The organism is Capnocytophaga catalasegens, assembly GCF_026005215.1.
Taxonomy (GTDB): Bacteria; Bacteroidota; Bacteroidia; order Flavobacteriales; family Flavobacteriaceae; genus Capnocytophaga; species Capnocytophaga catalasegens.
This window is the reverse complement of record NZ_BPMA01000021.1, coordinates 87573-113562: the sequence shown is the minus strand read 5'-3', so window position 1 is coordinate 113562 and position 25990 is coordinate 87573. Positions and strand designations below refer to the sequence as shown.

The 25990-nt window shown below is 34.6% G+C and carries 28 protein-coding genes, 1 tRNA gene and 1 pseudogene; 1 reads left to right on the top strand and 29 read right to left on the bottom strand.

Annotated elements, in window-relative coordinates:
* Positions 1-138: 138 nt before the first annotated feature.
* From efp to OO775_RS07310, 5 genes are all read right to left on the bottom strand, one after another.
* A complete protein-coding gene (gene efp, locus OO775_RS07330) occupies positions 139-705 on the bottom strand; it encodes an elongation factor P (protein ID WP_264846431.1) in 567 nt (188 codons plus the stop codon).
* A 155-nt stretch (positions 706-860) separates the two neighbouring features.
* Positions 861-1649 (bottom strand): acyl-ACP--UDP-N-acetylglucosamine O-acyltransferase, encoded by a 789-nt coding sequence (lpxA, locus tag OO775_RS07325; protein WP_264846430.1) that lies wholly within the window; start codon positions 1647-1649, stop codon positions 861-863.
* A 2-nt stretch (positions 1650-1651) separates the two neighbouring features.
* Positions 1652-3049, bottom strand: coding sequence for a bifunctional UDP-3-O-[3-hydroxymyristoyl] N-acetylglucosamine deacetylase/3-hydroxyacyl-ACP dehydratase (locus OO775_RS07320; protein ID WP_264846513.1), 1398 nt, complete (start codon positions 3047-3049; stop codon positions 1652-1654).
* A complete protein-coding gene (gene lpxD, locus OO775_RS07315; RefSeq protein ID WP_264846429.1) occupies positions 3050-4084 on the bottom strand; it encodes a UDP-3-O-(3-hydroxymyristoyl)glucosamine N-acyltransferase in 1035 nt (344 codons plus the stop codon). It lies immediately after the preceding gene.
* A 126-nt stretch (positions 4085-4210) separates the two neighbouring features.
* Positions 4211-5440, bottom strand: a complete 1230-nt coding sequence (locus OO775_RS07310; RefSeq protein ID WP_264846428.1) for an HD domain-containing protein — start codon at positions 5438-5440, stop codon at positions 4211-4213.
* 116 nt (positions 5441-5556) lie between these two features.
* Here OO775_RS07310 and OO775_RS07305 point away from each other — a divergent pair, with 116 nt between their 5' ends.
* Positions 5557-6198 carry a trimeric intracellular cation channel family protein gene (locus tag OO775_RS07305; protein WP_264846427.1) on the top strand — a complete coding sequence of 214 codons (642 nt, stop codon included), beginning with the start codon at positions 5557-5559 and terminating at the stop codon, positions 6196-6198.
* Between the two features lie 38 nt (positions 6199-6236).
* Here the strand turns inward: OO775_RS07305 and OO775_RS07300 are convergent, their stop codons facing one another.
* The 24 genes and pseudogenes from OO775_RS07300 to OO775_RS07185 all read right to left on the bottom strand — a co-directional run bounded on the left by OO775_RS07300 (position 6237) and on the right by OO775_RS07185 (position 25949).
* The gene (locus tag OO775_RS07300; RefSeq protein ID WP_264846426.1) at positions 6237-6458 is read right to left on the bottom strand and encodes a DUF2795 domain-containing protein; all 222 of its coding nucleotides are present in this window, start codon (positions 6456-6458) and stop codon (positions 6237-6239) included.
* 238 nt (positions 6459-6696) lie between these two features.
* Positions 6697-7125: a hypothetical protein gene (locus OO775_RS07295; protein ID WP_264846425.1), complete on the bottom strand. Its 429-nt coding sequence runs from the start codon at positions 7123-7125 to the stop codon at positions 6697-6699.
* A 40-nt stretch (positions 7126-7165) separates the two neighbouring features.
* Complete coding sequence (gene mnhG, locus OO775_RS07290; protein WP_264846424.1) at positions 7166-7507, bottom strand: monovalent cation/H(+) antiporter subunit G; 342 nt, start codon at positions 7505-7507, stop codon at positions 7166-7168.
* The gene (locus OO775_RS07285; RefSeq protein ID WP_264846423.1) at positions 7504-7794 is read right to left on the bottom strand and encodes a cation:proton antiporter; all 291 of its coding nucleotides are present in this window, start codon (positions 7792-7794) and stop codon (positions 7504-7506) included. The genes mnhG and OO775_RS07285 overlap by 4 nt, the downstream gene beginning before the upstream one ends.
* Entirely contained in the window at positions 7791-8273 is a 483-nt protein-coding gene (locus tag OO775_RS07280) for a Na+/H+ antiporter subunit E (protein ID WP_264846422.1), read from the bottom strand. Before OO775_RS07280 ends, OO775_RS07285 begins: the two co-directional genes overlap by 4 nt.
* A gap of 19 nt (positions 8274-8292) precedes the next feature.
* A complete protein-coding gene (locus tag OO775_RS07275) occupies positions 8293-9021 on the bottom strand; it encodes a lipocalin family protein (protein ID WP_264846421.1) in 729 nt (242 codons plus the stop codon).
* A gap of 151 nt (positions 9022-9172) precedes the next feature.
* Complete coding sequence (locus tag OO775_RS07270) at positions 9173-10687, bottom strand: proton-conducting transporter transmembrane domain-containing protein (RefSeq protein WP_264846420.1); 1515 nt, start codon at positions 10685-10687, stop codon at positions 9173-9175.
* Positions 10687-11040, bottom strand: coding sequence for a Na+/H+ antiporter subunit C (locus tag OO775_RS07265; protein WP_264846419.1), 354 nt, complete (start codon positions 11038-11040; stop codon positions 10687-10689). The genes OO775_RS07270 and OO775_RS07265 overlap by 1 nt, the downstream gene beginning before the upstream one ends.
* An 88-nt stretch (positions 11041-11128) precedes the next feature.
* Positions 11129-11881, bottom strand: a complete 753-nt coding sequence (locus OO775_RS07260; RefSeq protein ID WP_264846418.1) for a DUF6261 family protein — start codon at positions 11879-11881, stop codon at positions 11129-11131.
* Positions 11882-12138: 257 nt separating this feature from the next.
* Positions 12139-12552 (bottom strand): Na+/H+ antiporter subunit B, encoded by a 414-nt coding sequence (locus OO775_RS07255; RefSeq protein ID WP_264846417.1) that lies wholly within the window; start codon positions 12550-12552, stop codon positions 12139-12141.
* 58 nt (positions 12553-12610) lie between these two features.
* Complete coding sequence (locus tag OO775_RS07250) at positions 12611-14917, bottom strand: putative monovalent cation/H+ antiporter subunit A (protein WP_264846416.1); 2307 nt, start codon at positions 14915-14917, stop codon at positions 12611-12613.
* Positions 14918-15069: 152 nt separating this feature from the next.
* A complete protein-coding gene (locus OO775_RS07245) occupies positions 15070-15636 on the bottom strand; it encodes a GNAT family N-acetyltransferase (protein WP_264846415.1) in 567 nt (188 codons plus the stop codon).
* An 11-nt stretch (positions 15637-15647) separates the two neighbouring features.
* On the bottom strand, positions 15648-16406 hold the full coding sequence (locus OO775_RS07240; protein ID WP_264846414.1) for an energy transducer TonB: 759 nt from the start codon (positions 16404-16406) through the stop codon (positions 15648-15650).
* A 4-nt stretch (positions 16407-16410) separates the two neighbouring features.
* Positions 16411-17112: pseudogene (gene truB, locus OO775_RS07235) on the bottom strand (tRNA pseudouridine(55) synthase TruB); the annotation flags it as partial.
* Positions 17113-17169: 57 nt separating this feature from the next.
* The gene (locus OO775_RS07230; RefSeq protein ID WP_264846412.1) at positions 17170-17775 is read right to left on the bottom strand and encodes a hypothetical protein; all 606 of its coding nucleotides are present in this window, start codon (positions 17773-17775) and stop codon (positions 17170-17172) included.
* Positions 17776-17808: 33 nt separating this feature from the next.
* Complete coding sequence (locus OO775_RS07225; RefSeq protein ID WP_264846411.1) at positions 17809-18459, bottom strand: epoxyqueuosine reductase QueH; 651 nt, start codon at positions 18457-18459, stop codon at positions 17809-17811.
* A gap of 110 nt (positions 18460-18569) precedes the next feature.
* Positions 18570-18642, bottom strand: a tRNA-Gly gene (locus OO775_RS07220).
* A gap of 221 nt (positions 18643-18863) precedes the next feature.
* Positions 18864-19310, bottom strand: coding sequence for a NanQ anomerase/TabA/YiaL family protein (locus OO775_RS07215; protein WP_264846410.1), 447 nt, complete (start codon positions 19308-19310; stop codon positions 18864-18866).
* Positions 19311-19313: 3 nt separating this feature from the next.
* The gene (locus OO775_RS07210; protein WP_264846409.1) at positions 19314-20498 is read right to left on the bottom strand and encodes an AGE family epimerase/isomerase; all 1185 of its coding nucleotides are present in this window, start codon (positions 20496-20498) and stop codon (positions 19314-19316) included.
* A 166-nt stretch (positions 20499-20664) separates the two neighbouring features.
* Positions 20665-21948: a histidine-type phosphatase gene (locus OO775_RS07205; protein WP_264846408.1), complete on the bottom strand. Its 1284-nt coding sequence runs from the start codon at positions 21946-21948 to the stop codon at positions 20665-20667.
* Between the two features lie 12 nt (positions 21949-21960).
* Positions 21961-23190, bottom strand: a complete 1230-nt coding sequence (locus OO775_RS07200; RefSeq protein ID WP_264846407.1) for a porin — start codon at positions 23188-23190, stop codon at positions 21961-21963.
* 11 nt (positions 23191-23201) lie between these two features.
* Positions 23202-23978, bottom strand: a complete 777-nt coding sequence (locus OO775_RS07195; RefSeq protein ID WP_264846406.1) for an acid phosphatase — start codon at positions 23976-23978, stop codon at positions 23202-23204.
* Between the two features lie 227 nt (positions 23979-24205).
* Entirely contained in the window at positions 24206-24958 is a 753-nt protein-coding gene (locus tag OO775_RS07190) for a shikimate dehydrogenase family protein (protein ID WP_264846405.1), read from the bottom strand.
* Positions 24912-25949 carry a DUF368 domain-containing protein gene (locus tag OO775_RS07185; RefSeq protein WP_264846404.1) on the bottom strand — a complete coding sequence of 346 codons (1038 nt, stop codon included), beginning with the start codon at positions 25947-25949 and terminating at the stop codon, positions 24912-24914. Before OO775_RS07185 ends, OO775_RS07190 begins: the two co-directional genes overlap by 47 nt.
* Between the last annotated feature and the right edge of the window lie 41 nt (positions 25950-25990).

Here is a 25990-nt window from a genome sequence, read left to right as displayed (position 1 = left end):
ATATAAAATATATAAACAGATAACTAATAAAAATTTAACAACTTTAAAAAGATAGTAATAAAAAACGTGTAGTTTAAAAAAAATGAAAACTTTTTTATTTATACTTAAAATAATAATACTTGTGATTTATTACATTGGTTAATCTTTCATTCGCTCTACGTATGTACCTTTTTCGGTTTCAACCTTAATGCGATCTCCTTCGTTGATGAATAAAGGTACATTGACAATAGCGCCTGTTTCTACGGTTGCAGGTTTGGTTGCATTGGTAGCGGTGTTACCTTTTACACCAGGCTCTACGTGTGTTACAGTCAGAATCACATTGGCAGGCATCTCCACCGATAGGGGTGACTCGTCTTCGGCATTGAAGATAATCATCACTATTTCGCCTTCTTTGAGAAGGTCTGGTGTGTCGAGCATATCTTTTCGGATAGCTACCTGATTGTAATCATCAGTATTCATAAATATAAAGGTATCACCCTCTTCGTAAAGATATTGAAACGAACGCGTTTCTACACGTACATCTTCTATTTTATGCCCTGCCGAAAAGGTGTTATCGATGGTCTTACCTGTTGTTACGCTTTTGAGTTTTGTACGAACGAAAGCAGGACCTTTTCCTGGTTTTACGTGTAAGAATTCAATGATTTTGTAAATATCGTGATTGTATCTGATGCACAATCCTTTTCTAATGTCTGCTGTTGAAGCCATAAAAAATGTATTTAATTTATAATATTTCTGTGTTCAATTCTAAATAAAATTGTGTTGTAGTGTTTTTATTTGTTGCCACATTGCATAAGCATAATAAACACTATGATATGCATTCGAATGAAAAGTTGTGATTTTTAATAGTTTTTACTTTAATATCAATTACTTGAATTAAAATATCCTTTCATAATTCCACGTTGTGAATCGCGTACGAATTGAACAATCTCATCACGCTCGGGTGTAGCCTCCAGTTCTGCTTCAATATATTCGAGGGCTTGCGAATTATTCAAATTTTTCTGGAAAAGAATTCGATAGATATTCTGTATTTCTCGAATTTTCTCAGAAGAAAACCCACGGCGACGCAATCCAACCGAATTTATTCCTACATAAGATAACGGCTCGCGCGCTGCTTTTACATACGGAGGAACATCTTTACGAACTAACGACCCGCCCGTTACAAAAGCATAATTTCCTATCGAACAGAACTGATGTACAGCAGTCATTCCTGCCATAACTACCGAATTGCCCACGCTTACATGTCCGGCAAGCGTCGTCCCATTTGAAAAAATACAACCATCTCCCACAATACAATCGTGAGCTATATGGCAATACGCCATAATCAAACAATTCGTACCTACAACAGTTTTCATTCGGTCAAAAGTACCTTTGTTAATGGTTACACACTCTCGTATTGTTGTGTTATCACCAATATGCACAGTGGTTTCCTCGCCTTGATATTTTAAATCTTGCGGGATGGCAGAGATTACAGCGCTAGGGAAGATACGACAATTCTTCCCAATGTGAGCTCCTTCCATTATCGTTACGTTTGACCCAATCCAAGTGCCTTCGCCTATGGTAACATTCTTAGAAATCACAGCAAAAGGTTCTATCACTACATTTTGTGCAATTTTAGCTTCGGGGTGTATATATGCCAAAGGTTGATTCATAGCTATACCTGATTATCTCGTTTAACAATTTTTGCCATCAACTCGCCTTCGGTAACAAGTCGTCCATTAGCATACGCATATGCTTGCATATGACAAATACCACGACGAATAGGAGTGAGCAATTCCAACTTGAAGATAAGTGTATCACCAGGCATTACGGGTACTTTGAATTTTACATTATCTATTTTCATAAAGAAAGTAAGGTAATTCTCAGGGTCGGGAACGGTGCTTAGTATCAGTACACCTCCTGCCTGCGCCATTGCTTCTATTTGGAGAACACCTGGCATTATCGGTGCGCCTGGGAAGTGACCAACGAAGAATGGTTCGTTCATCGTTACGTTCTTAGTAGCAACTACGTGTTTGTCTGAAAGTTCGAATACCTTATCAACCAAAAGCATTGGAGGACGATGCGGTAACAAATTCATTATTTGAACCGTATCGAGCAATGGTTTTTGGTTTAAATCTACTTTCGGAATATCGTTTTTCTTTTCGTTGGCAATGATTTTTGATAATTTTTTTGCAAATTGTGTATTGGTAAAGTGTCCGGGTTTATTAGCAATTACTTTGCCTCTTATGTATGTACCTACAAGCGCCAAATCGCCAATCACGTCCAATAACTTATGCCGTGCTGCCTCATTAGAGTAGTGTAGTGTTATATTGTCCAATATCCCATTGGGATTAACAGCAACCTTGTCTTTATTGAAGATTTTTTTCAGCTTATCCATCGTTTCTTCTGATAATTCCTTATCTACGTAGATGATAGCGTTGTTCAAGTCGCCTCCTTTGATAAGTCCATGATCCAGAAGTGTTTCAAGCTCGTGTAAGAAACTGAATGTCCGTGCCGAAGCTATATCTTTTGGAAATTCTTTGAGCGAATTCATATATGCATTCTGCGTGCCGAGAATTTTTGTCCCAAAATCGACCATCGTAGTAACCTGATACTCCTCTGAAGGGATTATCGTTATTTCCGAACCTGTTTCTTCATTTACATAAGAGATTACCTCCCGAACGATATATTCATTGCGCTCGGCATCTTGCACTACAACTCCTGCCTTCTCAATGGCTTCTACAAAGAATTTCGCAGACCCGTCCATAATAGGAGGTTCTGAGGCATTAAGCTCAATGAAAACATTGTCCAAATTCATTCCCACAAGCGAAGCCAAAATGTGCTCGCAGGTCTGTATCCGCACACCTTTTTTCTCTAAAACAGTACCCCTTTCAGTATTTGTAACATAATTGGCATCTGCTTCAATGTGTGGTGCGCCTTCCAAATCGACACGTACAAAAACAAACCCCGTATTGATAGGGGCTGGCTTTAAAGTTAATGTAACATCTTTTCCCGTGTGAAGACCTTTACCCGTGAGGGTAATCTCCGTTGATAAAGTATGCTGTTTCACTATTTATTGTTTTTTATGGATTATATATTTCTCTAATTCGTGTATCTTTTTTGCTAACTGCGGAAGTTTGCGGAATACAACATACGACTTGTTATATTCCATATATCCCAATGCAGGAGAACCTTGCACTACTTCATTATCATCAATATTGCTAGCAATTCCCGATTGTGCTTGTATCTTTGCGCCGTTACCTATACTAATATGCCCTACAATACCTACTTGTCCTCCGATAACGCAATTACTTCCTATCTTGGTCGACCCAGCTATTCCCGATTGCGAGGCAATTACCGTATGCTCACCAACTTCTACATTGTGTGCAATTTGAACTAGATTATCAATCTTGGCACCTTGCCGGATAATTGTTGAACCCAACGTAGCTTTATCAATTGTTGTATTTGCTCCAATTTCAATATTATCTTCCAAAATGACATTTCCTATTTGTGGCACTTTTTTATAATGACCATCTTCTTGTGGTGCAAAGCCAAAGCCATCACCTCCAATGACCACTCCCGAATGCAGTACGCAGTTCTTACCAATAACAGTATCGGAGTAGATATTCACCCCGCTGAAAATAATTGTATTCTCTCCCACAGAAGTATTTTCTCCGATATTCGTATTTGGATAAATTTTTACATTGTTACTAATAACAACATTTTCTCCAATACTAACAAATGCACCAATATATACATTCTCTCCAATCTTTGCCGATGGAGCTATATAAACAGGATTTTCAATCCCAACTTTATTCATCAACTTCATCTGATGATAATATTCCAATAATTTCGTAAAAGCCGAATACGGATTATTAACTTTGATGAGTGTCGATTTTATTTTTTGTTCAGGAACAAAATCATCACTTACAATTACCACAGATGCCTCAGTTGTGTAAATATGGTGCCGATATTTTGGATTAGCCAAAAAAGTAATAGCACCTTTAGTGCCTTCTTCTATTTTTGCAAGTTTAAAAATTTCCACATCAGGATTTCCAACAAGTTCTCCTTGCAGTATTTCGGATATTTGTATAGCTTTTACTTTCACTATGTACGATTTTAATGAATATGGTATTACTCTACCATTTGATTTGTTTATTTGGGTACAAAAATAAAAAAACAAATCAAATTATTTACAATTTTGATTAAAAAATATCGTTTTTGTTATAACTTGTCAATTAAATTCTTTTGGATAACACAAGAAATATTTGGTAACTTTAGTAGAAAGTGCTTCTAAATTCATTTGGTCAGAAGCTGTTGTTACATCTAAAATTTTCCCATTTTTAGTCGAAATAAAAATATTTTGACTATTTTTATTATAAGCTGTATTATAAATTTCTCCTGTAAAAACGAAGTAATCAGTCATTTCTAACGGGATATTATATTTCTGTTCAGTTTGTTCTCTAAGTTGCTTTATTTTTTCTTTGTCAGGTAAGTTTTTTCGAATTTTTACTCGAAGTAGGTCTCTGTTCAGAAGCATTGTACTGAGTTTTGCAAGAACAAAATCATCACAATTTTCCCATTCTTTCATAGCAGAGATAATATCACAATCGTCTAATTTAGCAAAAATAGAAAGTGCTTTGTTGTCAAAGGTTTCTGTAGAAATTTTATTTCTAACAAAATAGGTCAAAGCCGAAGACATTGGAAGTTTTTTGCCTATGTGAGTCAATTCTTTGGCACGTTTCAATACTTTTATAAGTAATTGTTCGGCAATAATACTTGTTTTGTGCAGATATACTTGCCAGTACATCAATCGACGCGCAACTAAAAATTTCTCAATAGAATAAATGCCTTTATCTTCAACAACAAGTATATCGTTTTTGACATTGAGCATTGCGATAATTCGTTCTGAATTGATATTTCCTTCGGCAACTCCTGTATAAAAACTATCCCGTTTCAAATAGTCTAATCGGTCAATATCTAACTGACTTGAAACTAATTGATTCATAAATTTTCGTGGATATTCTTTTCGGAAAATCTGAATAGCAATAGAGAGCTTATTGTCGAAAACTTTGTTTAGTTCTTGCATAAATAATAGCGAAATTTCTTCGTGAGAAATTCCCTCAACGATACTGTGTTCCATTGCATGCGAAAAAGGACCATGTCCAATATCGTGTAGTAAGATGGCTATATATAAACCTTCTTCTTCTTCTTTGGATATCTGAATTCCCTTAAAGCGAAGTGTTTGTACAGCTTTTTGCATCAGGTGCATACACCCCATCGCATGATGAAAGCGTGTATGTCTTGCACCTGGATATACCAAATACGAAAGTCCCATTTGTGAAATTCGTCTAAGTCTTTGAAAATAAGGATGTTCTATTAGGTCGAAAATCAATTCGTCAGGGATATTTATAAACCCATGTACTGGGTCATTGACTATTTTTAATTTGTTACGAGTACTCAAATACAAAAAATTTAGGCACAAAGGTACAAAAAATATTCTATGGAAAAATTTTAAGTATCAGAATTATGTACTTCTTTTGAAAAATTGTAATTTTGCACGATTTTTTATTATTTATAATGGAAACACTGAAAGCTTTGCCCAATGATTTTACCTTTGTCCCATTTTTATTTATTATGGATTTGATAGGAACAATTGTTTTTGCTATTTCGGGAGCATTGGCAGCGAGAGAACATAAAATGGATATCTTCGGAATGTTTATCATAGCTTCGGTAACTGGCATGGGAGGGGGGACATTGCGTGATATGATGATTGGAAGTACACCCGTTTTTTGGATGAAACAACCTATTTATATGGTCATGATAGCTATTGGAGCTTCTCTGACATTTATTTTTCGTGAAAAGATGTTATATTTACGCAAATCATTACTGCTTTTTGATACAATTGGACTTGGAGTATTTACCATTATAGGGATACACAAAGGGCTTGCTTTTGGGCTTCATCCGGCTATTGCTATTGGGCTTGGTGCGGTTACAGGTTGTTTTGGTGGAGCTATTCGAGATATTTTGTGCAATGAAGTTCCTGCTATTCTGCATCGGGAGATATACGCTACTCCGTGTCTTGTAGGGGGGATAGTATTTGTATTGTTGCGATCTGCAAATTTTGAAAATAATTGGGTCGATATACTAACGGTAGCAGTTATTATTGTAATACGATTACTTGCGGTAAAATACCATTGGCAATTGCCTAAAATAGAATAGATGAACAGAAAAAAGAGATGCAAAAGGGCATCTCTTTTTTAATATTCATCTTCATTCCAAAGATAATCTTCATCAGTAGGGTAGTCTGGCCATATTTCTTCAATTGATTCGTACATATCTCCTTCGTCTTCTAAGGCTTGTAAGTTTTCAACAACCTCCATAGGTGCGCCTGTACGAATTGCATAATCGATAATTTCATCTTTGGTAGCAGGCCAAGGTGCATCACTCAGATAAGATGCTAATTCCAATGTCCAATACATAATTTTAATATATTTTTGTTTGCGCAAAAGTAAATTTTTATTTGAAAATAAAAAATAAAAAAGGATAAAAATGTTTATATAGCTGATTTTCAACAAAATAAAATAGTATTTTTCGTCATAAAATGCTATTTTTTGATGTTGATAAAGAGAAAAATACCTTAAAAGGAGCTTTTTTACCTACGATTTCGTACTTAGATGATTAAAAAACTGAGATAATTTTGTATATAATAAAAAGATATTACAAAGAGTTGTTAGGCTCTTTTATGTTTTTTTGAATAATTTGATAATTGCTTGAAATTATTTTATAATCAGTATAGCGAAATACACGAGCTTTTTCGGGGTATTGATATGATTTATAACCTTTTGGAAAGCCTTTTTGTTGATAGAATTGTCCTGTAAAGCAAATAATATCTCCGTTATATCCTAATGTATCTGGAAGAACTAAGTTTGTATATGCAGGTTCTATAAAAATGCTATAATCAGATGGGGCTAATGACGGATTATCTAAATATTGTACATAGTCAGTAGGTACCCAGTTGGCACACTCGCAGGCAAATGCTACATACATTAGGCAAATAGTTTGTTTTTCCTTTTCTAATGGATTATACAAAAAGTATATCAGAATAGAAATAAGGCAAAGTACAGCTATAACAATTCCTTTTTTCATACTGAGATAAGAATTATATGGTTATAAAAAGGGTCTTTTGCTAACAATGATCCTCTTCATCGTATTTGTCTTTGAGGTCATCGGAAACGGATTTGTCCCAAAGCTTGTTTTTGCTAATATAAGTAGCACGCCCCATTAGATGTGCTGATACAGGCGCTGTAATCATTACAAAAAGTATAATAATAAGTACGCGCATTGTAGTCATTTGCTCTTGGAAATGCAGTCCAAAGGCAACAAGTGTAAGTCCTACGCCCAAAGTTGTCGATTTGGTAGCTACAGACATTCTCAGATATGTATCGGGCATTCTTACAACCCCGATTCCTGCCATAAGGATAAACAAAGCTCCCAGAAAGGCAAGTACGCCAATAAGTATTTCTATCATTTTTTCCGTGTATTATTTTTATGTCGATTTACTAAATAGTACGAGAAGGCTACCGTACTTAAAAATGCTATCAAAGCAAACATCAGGGCTATGTCCAGAAAGATAGGATTATTAACCTTGATACCATATAGGGCTATAACCGCTGTACCTAAGGTAAATAACATATCGGAACATAAGATGCGGTCTGATATTTTAGGACCTTTCAAAAAGCGATACCCGATAAGTAAGATGGCAACTCCTACCATAGGGAGTACCACATAGGTAAGTATAGTGTCTAAGTGTATCATTGTGTAATTTCTAATATTCGTTTTTCAAATCCGTTTTTAATATTTTTTATGTATTGCTCCTTATTGCCTACGTACATTTCGTGTACATAGAGTGTTTTTCTATCTTTGGATACATCAATACAGAAGGTTCCAGGTGTGAGTGATATAAGATTAGTAAGCAATAAGATTTCAAAATCGGAAGTAACACTTAGTGGAACCGCTACAATACCTGGTGTAATACGAAGCTTTGGGGTCATAACCTCATAGGCAACGTGCAAATTAGCTTTAATTAGTTCTTTGATAAAGAACAAGAATAGCATAATAGACTTGGGAACGACTATAAAATACCGCCTTCCTTCTCCTTTGGAAAGTCGATATACAAGCCATAAGATACCATAACCTAACACAAACCCGAAGATGAAGTCTGCCAAGGTAAAACTACCCGTAAGTAGTACCCAGACTATCATCAGTAAGACGTTGAGTAAGAATTGTTTTATCATAATATCATATATTTATATGTTATTTAAAGTATTTTTCTTTGAGTTCCTTATAATTATAACAGAATGAACCATCTTTGTATATGTTGAATATCCAATAGTCATCGTTTTTATCTAAGTTTTTAATTAAAAAGATATCATAAACTCCTTGTTGTCGCTTAGCTATAACTTTGTAATTAGTTATCGAAAGATGTGTTTTGAGAAGTTCTTGTAGCGGACTTTCCTTAGGTGTCTTTACATAGGTTTTATTTCGGTTAATGATAAAGTAATATATCATATAAGTATCTATCATTGCAGTATATATAGCTTTTTGTTTATCGACATCAATTGTATTTGAACTTTTGACTAGCTTACAAATACCTCCATTACCAAAGTACATGTAGTAGTTGCCTAAGTTCCAATTGCCTTCTTCGTTTATCTCCTCACAAAAACCATCTTGAGAAATATAATTTACAATAATTTCTATATAGTTATTATCGAGTATTCGATAATTCCCTGATGAAAAAGGAAAACAATCATTACCACAAGGAGCTGAATAGGAGCACCTGAAAGTTCCGTCTTCATTAAATTGAATACGATTACCATATCCAGCTTTCTCAACTTTTCGATGTTCATAGAGTGTATATTCATTTTTAGATGTATTCCATATAAACTCTTTAATCTTCCAATATCCAACAAGAGATTGCCCCCATATAGTAGTTGTATTTGGGATAAATAGCGATAAGAATATGATATATAGTAGTTGTTTCATAGTATTTTTTAATTTGTATTTTTATAAAAATCAATTTTTTGGATAGATTTATATATTTATATATACCAAAAATAGCTTTTAATGAAGGTATTTTATAATAATCTATTAGTTTTGTATCCTTACAATAAGGATATTTATAACTGAAAAATGATTATCGTTCAAAGACGGTATTGATATATCGTTCATTAGATAATAATTCGTGTGCGATGCGTTGTGATACTATCTGTATTTGCTCAGCTCCGAAACTAATATATAGTGTTATACCTACTAAAAAGATAATGGGCAATACGATTTCAAGTTTCTTTTCAGGAGTAAGCGTATCAAAATATCTGAAATCTTTTAGCTTAGGTAAGTTACCAGCATCTTTCCAAAAGGCGTTGACCCATACTTTGGCAACTACAAAGAGTGTTATGAACGAAGCAAAGAGTATAGCTACAATGAAAACCCAGCTTTCCCAACCTGTCCAAAGGAATGACCCTTTGATAAGGCTTATTTTAGGCCAGAAACCAGAGAAAGGAGGCACACCAATTACTGCTAAAAATGGAATGAACATAAGCAGAGAGAGCTTCGGATAATTCTTGTACATTCCTCCTAAGTCTCGCAAACTATGTGTTCCGCTTATCTTATACAATAGACCAACGATAAGAAATAAATTTGTCTTTACAATAATATCGTGAATAAGATAACTCACAGCGCCTACTAATCCTTGCAAATTGTGTAAAGCCAGTCCCAATATCATAAAACCTATATGACATATGATTAAATAAGCAAAAACTTTGACAATATTATTCTGTACCAATGCGCCCATACCCCCTGTAATCATTGTAAATACAGCTAAAAATAGTAACAATTCGTTAGTAAAATCGTTCATCGGGAAGATTAACGTAAAAAATCGCAATAGCGCATATACACCTACCTTTGTAAGCAACCCACCAAAGATAGCTGATACAGCACTGGGAGGTGTATGATACGAGGCAGGAAGCCAATAGAAAAATGGGAATATTGCCGCCTTCATACCGAAACCTATCAGAAATAATAAACCACAGAGTTGTACCAAGCCTTCGTGGGGAACAGCTGCCATTTTAGCATTCAAGTCTGCCATATTAAGCGTGCCTGTAATACCATAAAGTACTCCCAACGCTGTTAAAAAGAAGGTTGATGATATAATATTCAGTGTAAAATACTTAACAGCTCCTTCAAGCTGTGCTTTTTCTCCACCAAGGGAAAGCAACACAAAGGAAGTAATAATAATGATTTCGAACCAAACATACATATTAAAGGCATCTCCTGTTAAGAAGGCTCCATAAAGTCCCGTAAGCAAAAAGTGAAATACGGGCAAAAATCCAAAACGTATGCGTGCATTGGATATAGTTGCTGTAGCATAGGCTGAAACGGCTAATCCGCTCAATGATGTTAGCAAGGTCAAAGTGGCTGAAAGCGTATCTGCAACAAATGTAATACCAAAAGGAGCTTTCCACATACCCGCATTGAGCGATATAAATCCTTTTGTATATACGTGCCAAAATAAATAACTTGTAACAAATACAGAGCATATACTACTTACGACACTAATATATTTTTGTACTTTGATATTGCGCCATAAGAACATCAGTACAATGCTTGTTATAAATTGTATGAGTATTGGATAAACAACTAAATTATTCATTATGCAAATTCGTCTGTTGAGTTAATCTTATCTAAATCATCAGTTTTTACTACTTTATATACCCTTCGTATGAGTACAATTGCAAACGATTGTAACCCAAAACCAATAACAATAGCTGTCAGAATGAGCGCCTGTGGTACAGGGTCAGCATAAATCTCTTTAATTACTTGGTCTGCACCTCCAATAATAGGTGGTTGTCCTTTTACGATACGTCCAAGAAGGAAAATGAGTAGATTTGCACCATTACCCAACATAGTAAGCCCTACAATGAGTTTTACGAAACTACGTCGCATCATAAGGTAAATACCCGAAGCATAGAGCAGTCCAACTATGATAGCTAGTATAAATTCCATAGTTCTTTTTATTTAGTCCCCAAGTATAGTAGTACAATACGTATTTATATATTGCATAGGGGATGATTTGTATCTTTTGAATATAAAATTATTTTGCGTCACTTTGATACGAAGTATCAATAAGTGTAGAAGCCTTAGCAGCACTTGTGCGTTGCTTTTTTACTTGTTTAGCTCGTTCTATTTCACGATTGATATTATCTATAAGTGTGCGGTAAGGTTCTTCTCCTTCTAAGAGCGCAAGGGCATTGATTCGGTTGCAGAAGTCTGCAAGCACTTTTTGCATAACCTCTCGTGATGCTTTGCTTTTACCTACTTCGACCGTAGCTTCTTTATTGATGCGTTCTTTGAATAATGTATGGAGTTCATTATTTGCTTTACGTATTTCATCAATCCATTTTTTAACTCCCACAAGGTTAATATCTGTCTTAGCATTGGGTTGGTCAAGTTCTTGTAATAGATTTATCACTACGGCAGTCTCTTCTGCTAATGGAAGATTGTGGATACTTTTACCAAAGCTATCAATTGTATTCTTCAAACGAATAGATGCTTCTGCAATATTCTTGTCTGGAAAATTGACCAAAGACCTAAGGTGTGCATAAAGACCTTTGATGTTCGTAGCGCGATTGCTATCCAAGCTATGAATTTTCTTGGTAAGCTCCTTTTGTTTGCTTGGAGTTAAAGAAAGGTCAAACTTTTCAAAAGCAGGGATAAACTTTTGTTCAAAAAAATCCTTCAATTTTAAGGTTTCTAAATCTTCTTTCTCTGCGTAATCTTTGATGTTTGAGATTACTAAGAATACGTCCATAATACGGACACGCTGTAAGTTGTTTGTTTTTATCATATTGAATAAAATTTATATGTTAGTATTATTATTTTTAAGTTATTTTATAATTTTATTTCTCTTTTGTTAATATACAATTGTTTTATTTTATAACTTGAATATAAAATGTCAATATACAATTGTTTTATTTTATAACTTGAATGTAAAATGTCAATATGCAATTGTTTTATTTTGTATTTTGAGTATGGATTGTTTGTAGTTGATGATTGGTTTTTCTAATTAAAAATATTAGTTGTCTGTTAAAAATAGTCGTCTTACTAAGCTGATTCTGTAATAGTAAAGATGATTGTTAGGGTAACTCCCAGTACTACTACATATACGCCTGTATCAAACAATACAGGTGTTCCCAGTGATCCTATTGCAGGTAAGGGTGTGCTTATCCAAAGTGCTTTAAGATAGGGGAGATGTTCGAGTAAAATAGGCATTGTTCCGGCTGTGAATGCCATAAGTAACCCTAAGGGCATTAGAAAGCCTGGGTGAATAGCAAACATTTTGCGGGTTTTATCTATTCCGTGTGCAAAAAAGTATAGAACAAATCCAATCGAAGCAATAAGTCCGCCTACAAATCCCCCTCCGGGCAGATAATGTCCTCGTAATAAGATGAATATAGAGAACAAAAGTAACAAGGGCAACAAAAGCGCTGTAGCTGTTTGTAAGATGATGGTTTTCATTTGTGTAATTTTTTTAATCAATAAGTTGTATTTGTCTGTTGATGATTGATAGCTTTACTTAGGCTTTGAAACGTTCTTTGGTTTTCAATCGCAATTTGATAAGGCCAAAAACCCCTATGGCAGCAATTGAAAGTACAGATATTTCCATCATAGTATCCGCTCCACGGAAATCAACAAGGATTACATTGACAATATTCTTTCCGTGCGCTTGAATGTACGAGTTCTGTGCATAGAACGAACTTACTTCGGTATTCTGTGGAGTGGTCAAAACCTCTAAGCACATAATCGTGATAACTGCACCAAAGGATAGTGCAAGTATGCCATCTAATAGTTTTATCTTTTGCGTGTGTATTTTTAGATAATTAGGCAATTTGTATAATATCAAGACAAAGAGTACTACCGTAAGTGTATCGATAGAAAACTGTGTCATTGCTAAATCAGGGGCACTATACATCATAAAAATCATACACATACCGAAACTCAATAACCCTAATGATGCCACCGCAGCCAAGCGTGATTGGGTCAAAGTAGCAAAAATAATTGCTACAATAACTACAATAAGGATTACAACCTCGTGAAAGGTTATTTCTGAAAATGATGCAGGGTCTAATCGATATGAAAAATTATTCCAAAGGCTATATCCTAAAATGAGTGTAGCAACTAAAATCGTATTTTTTACATAGATAGTCAAGTATCCATTTTGTAGAAAACGAGACCACATAAGAGATATTTTTTCAAAAATCTGGGCAAATTGCTCTATAATATGTTGTGGTGAAGCCCATTGAACTTGACTAATAAACGTTTCTTTCTTGGCAGAAGGCTTCATTATACAATAAAGACCAATACCTAAGCCAAGCGTAAGGGCGCTATAAAGAAGAATCTCGTTAAATCCGTGCCAAAGTTGTAGGTGGAAATCTGTGTTTTTCCCTAAAAACACAAGTGCAGGACGTACCAAACCCGCTTCTAATATCGATGGGAACAATCCAAAGACAAGGCACAATACCGAAAGCATAGCAGGAGGTAACCACATGACAGGGCTGGGCATATGTAGCTTTGAAAATTCGCTTGGCAACTTACCTGTAAAGGGCTTCAGCCCAGCTACTAATCCGGCATATAGTAGTAAAGCATTGGTTAAGACCGATAAAATCGTTAGTAGGAAACCATTGGTGTGTCCCAAAGTAGATTCATAAATGAGGTCTTTGCCTACGAAACCGAATGTGGGAGGTATTCCTCCGTGTGATAGTGCTGCAAAGAAGGCAATCAGCGCCAAGGGCATCATCACTTTTGCTAATCCTGAAAGGCGTGTGCTATCGCGCGTACCTGTTTCGTGGTCGATAATTCCAGTTACAAGGAATAAAGTTGCCTTGTATGTGGCGTGTATAATGATAAAAACCACCGCCGCCAAAAGAGCTGCGCTTGTCCCAATCCCAATAAGAAAGGTTAAAATGCCTAACGCTGCTATAGTTGAGTAGGCTAAGATGGCTTTCAAATCGGTACGAAAGAGCGTATGGAATGCCGCATATAGCATTGTAATCGCTCCTACGATAAGCAAAGGCGTGTTCCATAATGGATTGTCGCCCAAAACAGGAGTTAGTCTCAGCAGCAGATATACGCCCGCTTTGACCATTGTTGCCGAATGCAAATAAGTAGAAACAGGCGTTGGTGCTTTCATTGCTCCTGGTAACCAAAAATGAAAAGGGAATTGCGCCGATTTAGTAAATGCCGCTCCGAAGATAAGCCATATAATAATAAGATAGATAGGATTCTGTTGGATAATCCCTTTTTGCGTTATCAATTCGGAAATCGTATAAGTGCCTCCTATGTGTCCTAAAAGGATAACACCCGCTAGCAAAAGCATCCCGCCCAATCCGGTAATAGCCAATGCTAATATAGCCGACTTACGCGAGTCTTCTTTATCATTATTAAACCCAATAAGAAAGAACGAACTAATACTTGTAAGCTCCCAAAAGAGGAAAAGTGTGATAAGATTATCCGATAGTACGACTCCCAACATAGCCCCCATAAATACCCCCAAGTATCCGTAAAAGCGATCTAAGTATCTGTGTCCCTTCAAATATACCGATGTATAGATAAAAACCAAAGCTCCAATACCTGTTATCATCAAAGCGAATATTAGCGAAAGTCCATCGATTACCAAACTGAAATTAACTCCCAGTGAAGGTATCCATCGAACATACTCACGCACCACTGCACCCTTGGCAAGAATAGGAATAAAACTTAGAAAGTATCCGAAAAGCCCTATCGGAATCAATGATGTGATAATTGCGCCCTTGCCTTTAATCCATTTGTGAGCAATCACCAAAGATAATGAGAACAAAAAACACGTCAAAATAGCTATTAACATAATCTCTACGCTTTTAAAGTAGTAGCAAAGGTAGGAAATATTTTTTAAAAGTTAGAAAAAAATGTATTTTTTTATCAAAATAATATAAATAACTTATTTATTTGCAAAAAATAATGGCGATTGAACAGCCAATTTTATTTTGTAAAAATAATTCAATCTACAGATTTATAGTTGTAAGTAAGGTGTTTGTACGTTCCGCCGGCAAGCTTCTTAATCGATTGGAACTTAAAACCCAGCGATGTGTACAATCTTTCAGCCTTTGGGTTCTTCTCATCAACCAGTAATCCGATGCATTTAGGTGTTTTGCTAGCAATATGTTCAATTAAATAAGCAATAAGCTGTGAGCCAATACCTTTTCCTTGCACGTTAGGAGAGACGCTAAGGGTGTCAAGGTAGTATTCGCCCGCTTGTGTTTCATCTTCCAAGATAATGGTATGGTTGTATTGTTTTTGTGCAAAAGTGAGTACAGGTTGCCGAAGCCGATGCAAGTCTGCTCCATTATAGAAAACTACAGAACCAACTATTTCATTGTGCAATTCATATACAAAAGCATTTTGAAAAGAATACTGATTATGTTCTTGTTCAAATAAGATTTTCAGAAAACGAATTCCCTCGTTGGCACTTGTTTTTCCTATAATTTTATAAACAATATCTTCCATTGCTTGAAACATCAGTGGGGCAACTTGTTGGGCATCGTATCGGGTGGCAGGGCGTATCATAATTTGAAGGATTATTTAGGTTGAAAATGGTAGGTTATCGTACCGAGTTGTTGTGTTTTGTTACTTTTGTCAAAACGTGCTTTACGTGCATATATCAGTGCTTGGTCTATCAAACAGCCATTGCTACTGGTTGAGCTTTTGGCATTGTACAATGCATTCGTTACTTGCCCTAAGTGATTGACTGTTATATTGATAACCACTATTCCAGAAGCATCGCACGTATAAATAGGTACAGGAAGTGCAACATCAGAGCGGTCAGCAAGATAATATTTGACATACGCATTCTTGTTGGCAGATATAGTACCTTGCTTGGGTGTGTTTTGTTTCATCAACTCACGAACACGCTCTACAACAGGGTCTTTAATTGGGCTTTTTTCACCAGCTTCTTCAATTCCGTCATCATTAGGGTCGCCTTCTTCACCTTGTCTGAGTGCATTTTGCTCCTCAATGAGCTCTTCTAAGGTCTTAAAAGGTTCATCGGAATGCTTAATTCGTGAATCTGCTTCGTTGTATGCATTGGTGGTAGCTTTGGTCTCTGCTATTTCTTGTTCGAGTTTCTCTTGTTCCAATACTTTTTCCATATCAACAAACTCCTCAGGAGGTATCTGAAACTCTAACATAATTTCTTTTGGGGCGTTTTGTAGTTGCAATATCATAAGCCCTAAGACAATAAATATCATCACCACCAAGGTAAGTACAAGCGCTTTTTCTTGTCGAGACAAGTAAAAGTTTTTTATTTCATCTATGAGCGATTTGAATATATTAGCCATTGTCAATGTATTTCGTTATAAAATCATCAGGAGAGAGTGCATTTTCTACCGAGAATTCACCTATTTTTATTCGCCGAAGTTCAGAGAGAAATCCACCACTTTGCAAGGCTCTCCCAAAGCTATCAGCAAGCGAACGAATATAAGTACCTTTACTACAATATACTTCAAAAGGTAGTGTATTTGGTAGTTTATCTGTTTGAAAATTAAGTGTTTCAATATAAACTGTGCGTGCCTTTATTTCGATATCTTTTCCTTCGCGGGCAAATTCGTACAAGCGTTTTCCGTCTTTTTTTAAAGCAGAAAAGATAGGAGGTTGTTGTTCTATTTTTCCCAAAAATTGCATTCTTGCCTTTTTAACTAATTCAGCCGTAATATGCTCGGTTGGGAAAGTAATATTCACCTGTGTTTCCATATCATACGAAGGCGTTGCAGCTCCCAAGGTAATTACTCCTGTATAGCCTTTGGGAGCGTCTTGTATTTGTTGAATTTTTTTAGTAAATTTTCCAGTACAGATGATCAAAAGCCCTGTTGCCAAAGGGTCAAGCGTACCGGCGTGTCCTATTTTAATTTTTTTTATTTTATATTTTTTCAAAATAGCCCATTTGAGCTTATTTACTGTCTGAAATGAACTCCAATGTAGCGGTTTGTCAATTAAAATAATCTGTCCATCAAGGATTTCTTGTAATGAAAGCGACTTTTGAGTCATTCTTTTTTATTCTTTTATCGTTTTTGTTTAAATATTTGTATTGAAAAATGAAATAAATTAAAAAAATAAATTGTTTTTTGATTTTATGACCTCAGGTTTGATTGCTTGCATCTTTTTGTAAAAGTCTCCAAAAGAAGTACTATCAAAAATTGTATCTTTCGGAAGGAGATTAAAGGAGATAAGCTCACCTGTAAGAGGTTTTATTTTGATAGTCCAAACGTATCGTGAGTTCATTTGAAAAAAAGAACGTTTAATTTCAGTAATTTCACTCAGTGCAAAGGTGTAAATTTTTGCTTTTGAGCGATTTAGAATATATAAATGTTGTTCAGAGAAGAAAAACTCTTCATAATCTACCTTTTTTATAAATAAAAAACTAGGATTTCTGCTAATAGCTTTCAAAGGTGTATTGTCCAAACTGATATTTTGACCTTCTTTGTATGGTTTTTGATATACACTGGGAATTTTCCGATTAGTTGTGTCGAAAATTTTATTAAAAATATAGTATAAGAATCCAAATATACATACTAGATGAATAATAAACAAACCAATAATAGCAGGAATAAAATATTCTGTATCAGTAAGATGTAATACAATGTAAAGTATTCCTGTAATTAAGAAAATATTGATGCCAAAGAGAGGTAAAAGGAATTTTTTTATATTCATAAGTATTGATTTTACTATATAAATAAAGAAAAATTAGCTGTCAAAACTATAATATTTTTCACCAATTTTGATACGTTCGCGTCCATTAGCTAAGCGCCACTGATTGGTATCACGTAGTGAATAAGCACAACCGCAGTATTCTTGCATATAGAACTCTTCACGCTTGCTTATTTCGAGCATACGAGCTGAACCACCTTTTTTACGCCAGTTATGTGTCCAATATGTTAATCCCTCATAAGGAGCAACGGCACGCAAACCACAGTCGTTAATTTGGTCAAAATTTTTCCAACGTGAAATACCGAGCGAACTTGTAATAGTGTCAAATCCGTTTTCGTATGCATACAAGGCAGTTCGCTCAAAACGCATATCAAAACACATCGTGCAACGAATGCCTCGCTCGGGTTCATATTCCATTCCTTTGGCTCTTTCATACCAGTTATCAACATCATAATCGGCATCAATTATTGGAATACCCAATTTTTCGGCATAGCGAATATTTTCATTTTTACGAATTTCGTATTCTTTCTTAGGGTGAATGTTTGGATTATAAAAAAAGATAGTAAATTCGATATTCGAAGCTGTAATAGCTTCCATTACTTCACCTGAGCAAGGTGCACAGCACGAATGTAATAACAATTTTTTCCCTTCGTTGGGAAGTACTAATTTTTCACGAATTAAAGTCATTGAATTAAATATTATACAGATGCAAAGATACTATTAAAAATGAAAAAAGCTATTTTTTATATCTAAAAAAATATAAAAATAAAAGCCTGACATTTGTCAGGCTTTTTTAGAGCGGGAGACGAGGTTCGAACTCGCGACATTCAGCTTGGAAGGCTGACGCTCTACCAACTGAGCTACTCCCGCCTTTGGTATTGCGATGCAAAGATACATCAAAATTTGTATTTCTTCCAAACAAATTGAGAAAAAATTTTTCAAAAAAATATTTTTATATTTTAAGTGTTTGATTATTAAATAGTTTTGTTAAAAATAAATATTGAATAAAAGATGAAATAATAAAAAAACTGATATTGTTTTAATTTTTTAGCAAAAATAAAGATGAATTTGTACTAAAAACAGAATGAAGCTCAGACTTTGATTTTGACAACTAATTTGCGTATTTTTCCTTCACCAATAATAGGTGCGTGTGCATCTTCGGGGTAAATTATAGCAAACTCATTGGGATATAGCGTAATGTAAGTTGTTGGTTTATCGCTATATAGACCATAATCTTCAGAAGGATTGAAAGGTTTTTTTAGTTTAGTACAACTATCAAGAGATTTCCACCCGATGGTTTCTTTTCCTTCTAATAATATATGAATGTCCAAATATTTTTGATGGTATTCGAGTACTTGGTCTTGTTTTGACAAACATTCTGGATTTGAATAGATTATAAATAAGTTTTCACCATCTAATTCTGTTTTTCCAAAATCCATTTCTACCCAATTCGTAGTTTTGATATATTCAAAAGCCTTTTTAAAATCACGATGTAGGTTTTCATATCGGTTACTGTGTTTTAAATCTCCAAAAATCATATTTTATTGTTTTAAAATTTCGTTACAGAGTTCATATCCTTTTATCATCATTCGTGGAATATGAAAAGGACCTTTGAAAATATTTCCTTTGGCATTTTGGGCAATTGTTCCATCACGATGCAAATATCCGTACCATTCGCCAAATTCTTTATCGGGGAAATGTTTGTACGTCCAATCGGAAATAAGTTGATGGTTTTTCAAATATTTTGGGTCGTTAGTAGCCCAATAAGCGTATAAAGTAGCAATAATAGCTTCGGTTTGAGGCCACCAGAATTTCATATCTTGGGCATAATCTTGACAAGGAAAACCTTTGCAATCGCGAAAGTTGATAATTCCGCCGTAAGGTTCGTCCCAGCCCCAATCCCACGACCAGTCTAAAATAGTGAGTGCCAGATTTTTAATGTCGTTGTCCCAATTTCTGTAATTTGCCTCTTCGAGCAAAAACCATGCGGTTTCGATGCAATGTCCAGGATTTATCAATCGTCCGTTTAGTGTATCGACAAATTCGCCATTTTCACCTACACTTTCGAGTAAGGCTTTAAATTCAGGTTTTAAGAAATCATTTTTCAGGAGATAAATAGAATCATTGATTTGCTTATCAAGAATAGGGTCTTTGATAACTTTGCGTACTTGTGCCGCAGTATTGAGCATAATCATAGTGATAGAATGTCCTTTGCCTTTGACCCAATCTTCATATTTGGAAGGAAGAAAATTGGGGGTACTTAGAAAATATTGCATTCTTTTGAAGAGTTTAAGAGCCTTGTGTGCAAACGAATCGTCTTTTGAAGCCTTTGCATAAGCCGCATAAGCAATCACAGCAAAACTTTCTGAAAAAACATATCGCCGTTTGCGGATACCTCGCCCGTCTTGGGTAATTTCAAAATACATACGCCCGTCGGAGTCAAAGCAATATTTTTCAATGAAGTCAATACAGCTTTTGGCAGCTTCTAAATACTTGGGATTTGCTTCAATTTCGCTATAAGCCGTTGCTGCAACAAAAGCAAAACGCCCCTGAAACCAAACCGATTTGGTTGTATCCATTAAGCTTCCTTTTCTGTCAAGGCATGTATATACACCGCCATGTTTTTTGTCTAATCCGTTTTGCAACCAAAAGGGCAGAATATTTTCTGTCAAATCGTTTTTGTACGATGTTGCCCACGATTGTAGATATTCTTTTGTATTTGTCATTTTTAGTAAATTAAAAACGAGGGCAAGTTACGAAAAATATTTTTATTTTGTATGACAAAAGGGGGAAATTCTATAAAAAAATAGGAATATTCAAAATATTCCTATTTTTATATGAAAAATTAAATATTTATTAATGAAAATATTAACATGTATTTAGAAATATTGGTTATTTTATATTTTCATATGCTTGGATGGCTTCTTCAAATCGAGCAATAACACTATCCAAAGGATATAAATTATCAGCATTTGCTTGTAATCCGCTCAATTTTAAAGATACTACTTTTGGGGGTGTTTCCATAGTTAACATTTTAAGTTCACGTAATTGTTCGGTCGTTTGATAAACTAAATTGATTGCTATAAAATTCTCTCCATTATTATCTTGCCATTTTTCAAAAACTAGCTTACAGCCTATTGGAGTTTTCTTTTCAATAGATTGTGGAAGCTCATAAGGTTCTACTCTTAAAGCTGCGTTTATGCTTGCAATATTGGAATCATGACCGCATAAAAAAGTAAATTTACGAGCAGAAGCATTTAATTCGTCTTTCATATAAACAAGCAATGGATGAGCTACATTGACAGCAATAATAGGAGCTGTAAATAATACATCACCATATACATCTTTTACTTTTGCAATCTTTTGCCAATCGGTTGTTGAAATGATATGACCAAAAGCTGCTTTTTTGGAATTAGGTTCTTCATAATATTGAAGAATGAAAGCGTCAGAGGCAGAATTTGCTAGTTTTAAAGCACCTTTCATATTAGGTTCTTCATCTTTTTTAAGAATGATTTGCGTATTATAGTCATTAAAATCGCATACTTCACCTGATTTGCAGGCAGGAGAATTTTTTATATCAAGTAATTTAGCAATGATTTGATATGAATTTTTGATATTTTCGTTAATTCCTACAATTCCTTTTTTACCACCCATTGCTGAAATTTCTTTTATTGCTTGAGCTTTAAAATCTTCACTTATTTTAGTTAGGCGAGGAAAAAACACAGGATCCATTTTACTATGAGAAAAACGATGATACACACTAAGATTAGCCATTGGCATAAACCCCGATGAAAAATATTGAGCAGTAGCAATAGTACGCTGCATACTATTAGCATAGAAATTTACTTCATCAGTATTTGGAATAGCATTTTCTGTAAAAAGACCTTCACTAATTGTCCACTTGCGGAAATATTGTCCCATCATTGTTTCGAGAATACCTCCTTTTAACGTTAATTCACTAGGAGAAGAAGACCATTCTATCCATTGATGAGGTGTGATTTTACTAAGCATACTTCCATTTACCGAAAGTGAAGACCGAATATTATGGCGACTTAAAATCACTACTTCTTTCAGTTTATATTTCTTTTTAAATACTTCTGTTCGTTCTTGTTGTGCTATTATTAGTGTCGGGCACAATAAAAATAATAATATCTGAAATATAATTTTTAATTTCATAATGTTAACGATTTAAAATTTAAATTGAAGGCGAGTTTCAATAAGGCTTACATTAGTATTGAGAAAATTTGCCCGGTCAGTAACTGTTGTATAAGAACCTCTTACACGCCAAATCATATATTTATTGATATAATAATTAAAAACTAAGGAAAAATCATTGAGTCTACCTCCTAATATGTTTATTTTATGGTCAGAGAGGTCAGTATAATTATAATCAAATACAAGTTCTAACGAACCAGAACTTGGCAGTTTTATTCCTCCGTCATTTTCAGAATAAGTATAGGAATCTCCTCTGATAAGTCCACGTACTAAAGTATAAAAACCACTAGCTTGATAATTTGTTGCTCCATTCTTTCGGTTTATAGTGAGATAATAATATTGAGTTTCAAAACCTAATTTATTTTTAGCAAAAACAAGTTCAGGAGTACATTTATATAGCATTTTTGCATCAATAATTTCAGCTGATTGTGCAGTTACTCTAGCTATTCGTGTTGGAAAATTTGTTTTTAAGCGAAAAAAACTATGATTTATTGACGGATCGGAGTTGTAACGGGGTGATTCAAAGGAACCAGAAATCCCTATATGAAGAATATTACCTTTTTCTCGTAAAGGACGATATAATAAACGTGACATCATTCCATATCCTTCATTACCTATTTTGTCCGAAGAACTTTGTATAGTTTCATTCTCAGCAAAAATACTCAAAGTACCAAAGAAATTATCTTTGTTATGTACAAACATCAATCCTAATAAACGGGAGTTAAAGAAAGCTTGGTTACTTTGAGGTTCTTCCATAGATACTTTGAATGATGAACTTGTAGAACTTTGTAAACCAAATTGATGCACAAAAAAACCACCTCGTAATAGATTTTGTTTATTGAATTTGTATTCAAGAAAAATATCTTTGGGAGTAATTTTGCCATATGCATATGCTATATCAATTTTACCTTTCCATTTACCATAATATATTCCCATTCCTGTTCTCACATCAGGAATTGCTACTCCGCTAACAAATTTATCTTTATATTCATTTGCATAAAAAATACCCGCATCCAGTAAAATACGTCCCAAAGGTTTTATTTCTAATTTTTCTTCATGGGGGGGGGAGAAGGAATTTAGTTCTGTACTTATGGCAGAAGGTGTTAGTTCATTTGTTTTTTCTTCTCCACTTATTTCTTGTTGTGAATATCCATTCCAACTTTTTATAAGAATAAAAAGAATTGATAAAAGCAATCTTTTCATATCCTAAAATTTTAGTTCATCATCCGTTCACTTTTTTTAATTTTCCCTTTCTTTGAAAGTTCAGCAAATTCTTTTTTAGCTTTTCCTAATTGAATCATAAAAGCATCGTTGGCATGTAAGCGAGCGACAACGGCACTTGCTACTAAGCGTCCTGCATCTACGTCACTTTGGAAATGATATCCACATATTACGCGACTTTGCCCCATTTCATAACCTCTTTTCAAGATTTCATTTTGTCTATTGGGGTTAATTTCAGCGAGAATCAAAGCAGTAGCCCAACCGATAGATGTATGCCCGGATGGGTATGACCCGTTGGTAGAAAGTTTTTGTTGGTCTTCGGGGTTACAGGTAGTTTCGTTGTAAAGAGCAAATGGACGTACCCGCATATAATGTTTCTTAGCATGGCGTGTGGCTAAATCTCCTGCATCTTCAAAATGACAAATTAGTTTATGAATTTCAGGAGTAGTTTCTTTAGATATTGTAATGCCAAAAGCTTCTGAAAAAGCATTAGGAACTCCATTCCCGTGTACACGAGCATCTTGAAAAGCTTGATCTCCACGAGGAGTTTTTCGTTGCATTAGTCCCCATTTATATCGTGCTTCGTCATTGAGGAAAATAATGCTACCAGGTTCAGGAGGAGGTGGTAAGAGTTCAAGACTATTAGGTACTTCTTCAATTTGTAAGAAATAAAGATCCGGGTTAGTTCTTACATCTTTAATTTTTTCTTGTCCGAATGTAGGTACTGAAAAAAAAGACAGTAAGCCTACGAAAAATAAACTTTTTTTCATGATATTATAAATTTTATGATAATTAACAGATTAAGGGGACCCATTGATACATAATACCGTCTGAAATTCAATACAAAATTACAGAACGATTATTTATAAATCAAGTAAATAAACAAAAAAGCAAAAAAAAACTAAATTTTAGTTTTTTATTTTATATAAATATCTATCGAATATTAGAGAGTTTAAAAAATAATACTATTTTTTGCAAAAAAAAAAGACTTATTTTTTTACATATTCCAAATTTTCCATGAGGCTTCTGCTTGAAAAATAAGCATTGAGTATCCGTTGCAAGTACTTGCTCCTTGTGTTTCGCCTTTGGCGAGAAAAGTTGTTTTCTCAGGATTATAAATAAGGTCAAAGAGTAAGTGTTTTTCATTCAAAAATTCGTATGCAATAGGAGGAAAGAGCTCAGTATTGGGAAAAGTTCCCAGTGGCGTACAATTTATAATCAATGTGTATTCTTTTAATAATGAAGAAGTTACATCTTGGTAGGATAGATTTTTGTTTGTTCCTGTACGTGAGACAAATCGGTATGAAATATGATTCTTTTGTAGCGCATAAGCAATAGCTTTTGATGCTCCACCTGTTCCTAAAATAAGCGCTTTGGTATGATGTGTTTTTAGCAAAGGCTGAATCGATTTCCAAAATCCGTAATAGTCTGTATTATAGCCTTTTAGTTTTCCATTGGGGAGAATTTGAATTGTATTGACAGCTCCTATTTGCTGAGCGATTGGATCTAATTCGTTTAAAAAAGGAATAATGTCTTCTTTGTACGGAATGGTTACATTCATACCTTTAAGGTTTGGAAAAGAAGATATTAACTTTGGCAATTCTTCGATAGAAGCTATATCAAAGTTGATATATTGGGCATTGATAAGTTCTGTTTTAAATTTTTCTGAAAAATATCCTTTTGAAAAAGAATACGAAATATTTCTACCGATGAGTGCGTAAGTTGATTTTAATTCTTTTTTCTCGCCCATAATATTCTAATAATAAGACAATTACAATTCCGATGATAATGAATAAAATAGCTCCCCACGTATCCCAAGAACTGATATTGGGCAAATATCTTTCGTAGTTATCCAAAATAGGTTTTCCGTTACTTCCCAACAGTTGATTTCCGAGCATATCTGTTTTATAAATATTTGTTTTCCAAGGCCATACCACACCCAAAGACCCCGTAATAAATCCGATAATTAGAGCCATTGTGCTATTTTTAAAGTGTTTCATCAGGTAAGAAAGTAATGACGAAAGCCCGATAAGCCCTGAGATTGAGCCCAGGGTGAAAATAGCTAAAATTTTTAACAAATAGGTGTTGTGAGGATTGTCGAAATATGCCCAATTGGTGGTAAAAACACTAACTCCTGCATCGTACAACGCATTGACAGAATCGACCAAGAGTAAGGTGTAATTACCAATTAGCATTAGAATAAACGACCCTGAAAGTCCCGGAAGTGTCATTCCTGAAACACTTATAAATCCGCAGAAATAAATGAAAAGCAAGCTATCATTCCCTGAGGCAGGTTTTAAAAAGTTGATTCCTCCACCGACCAAAATGCCAATAATTACCCAAAGAATATTTTTGCGAGACCAATCTTTAAAATCGACAGCTATGTAATAGATAGAGCCTAAAATCATTCCAAAAAACAACGCCCAAACGTAGTCTTCTTTTATAGAAATAAAATAGTCTAATAGCTTGGAAACAGTGAAAAAACTAATAACCATTCCTAAGACCAAAAGTCCTAAAAAACGAAAATTAGTATATTGAAAAAATGCCTTCCATCCACGTTTAAAAAGTAGTGCAAACGCCTTACGATTCATTCGTTTGAGCGAATAAATAAATTCTTCGTAAAAACCAGCTACAAAAGCTACAATACCTCCGGAAACTCCAGGTACTTTGTTGGCTGTTCCCATTGCTATTCCTTTGATAACCAGAAGAATTTTGTCTTTGAGTGTACGTGTTACTTCCATTAGTATTCTATGATATTAAGATGAAAAATTTATTTCAGAAA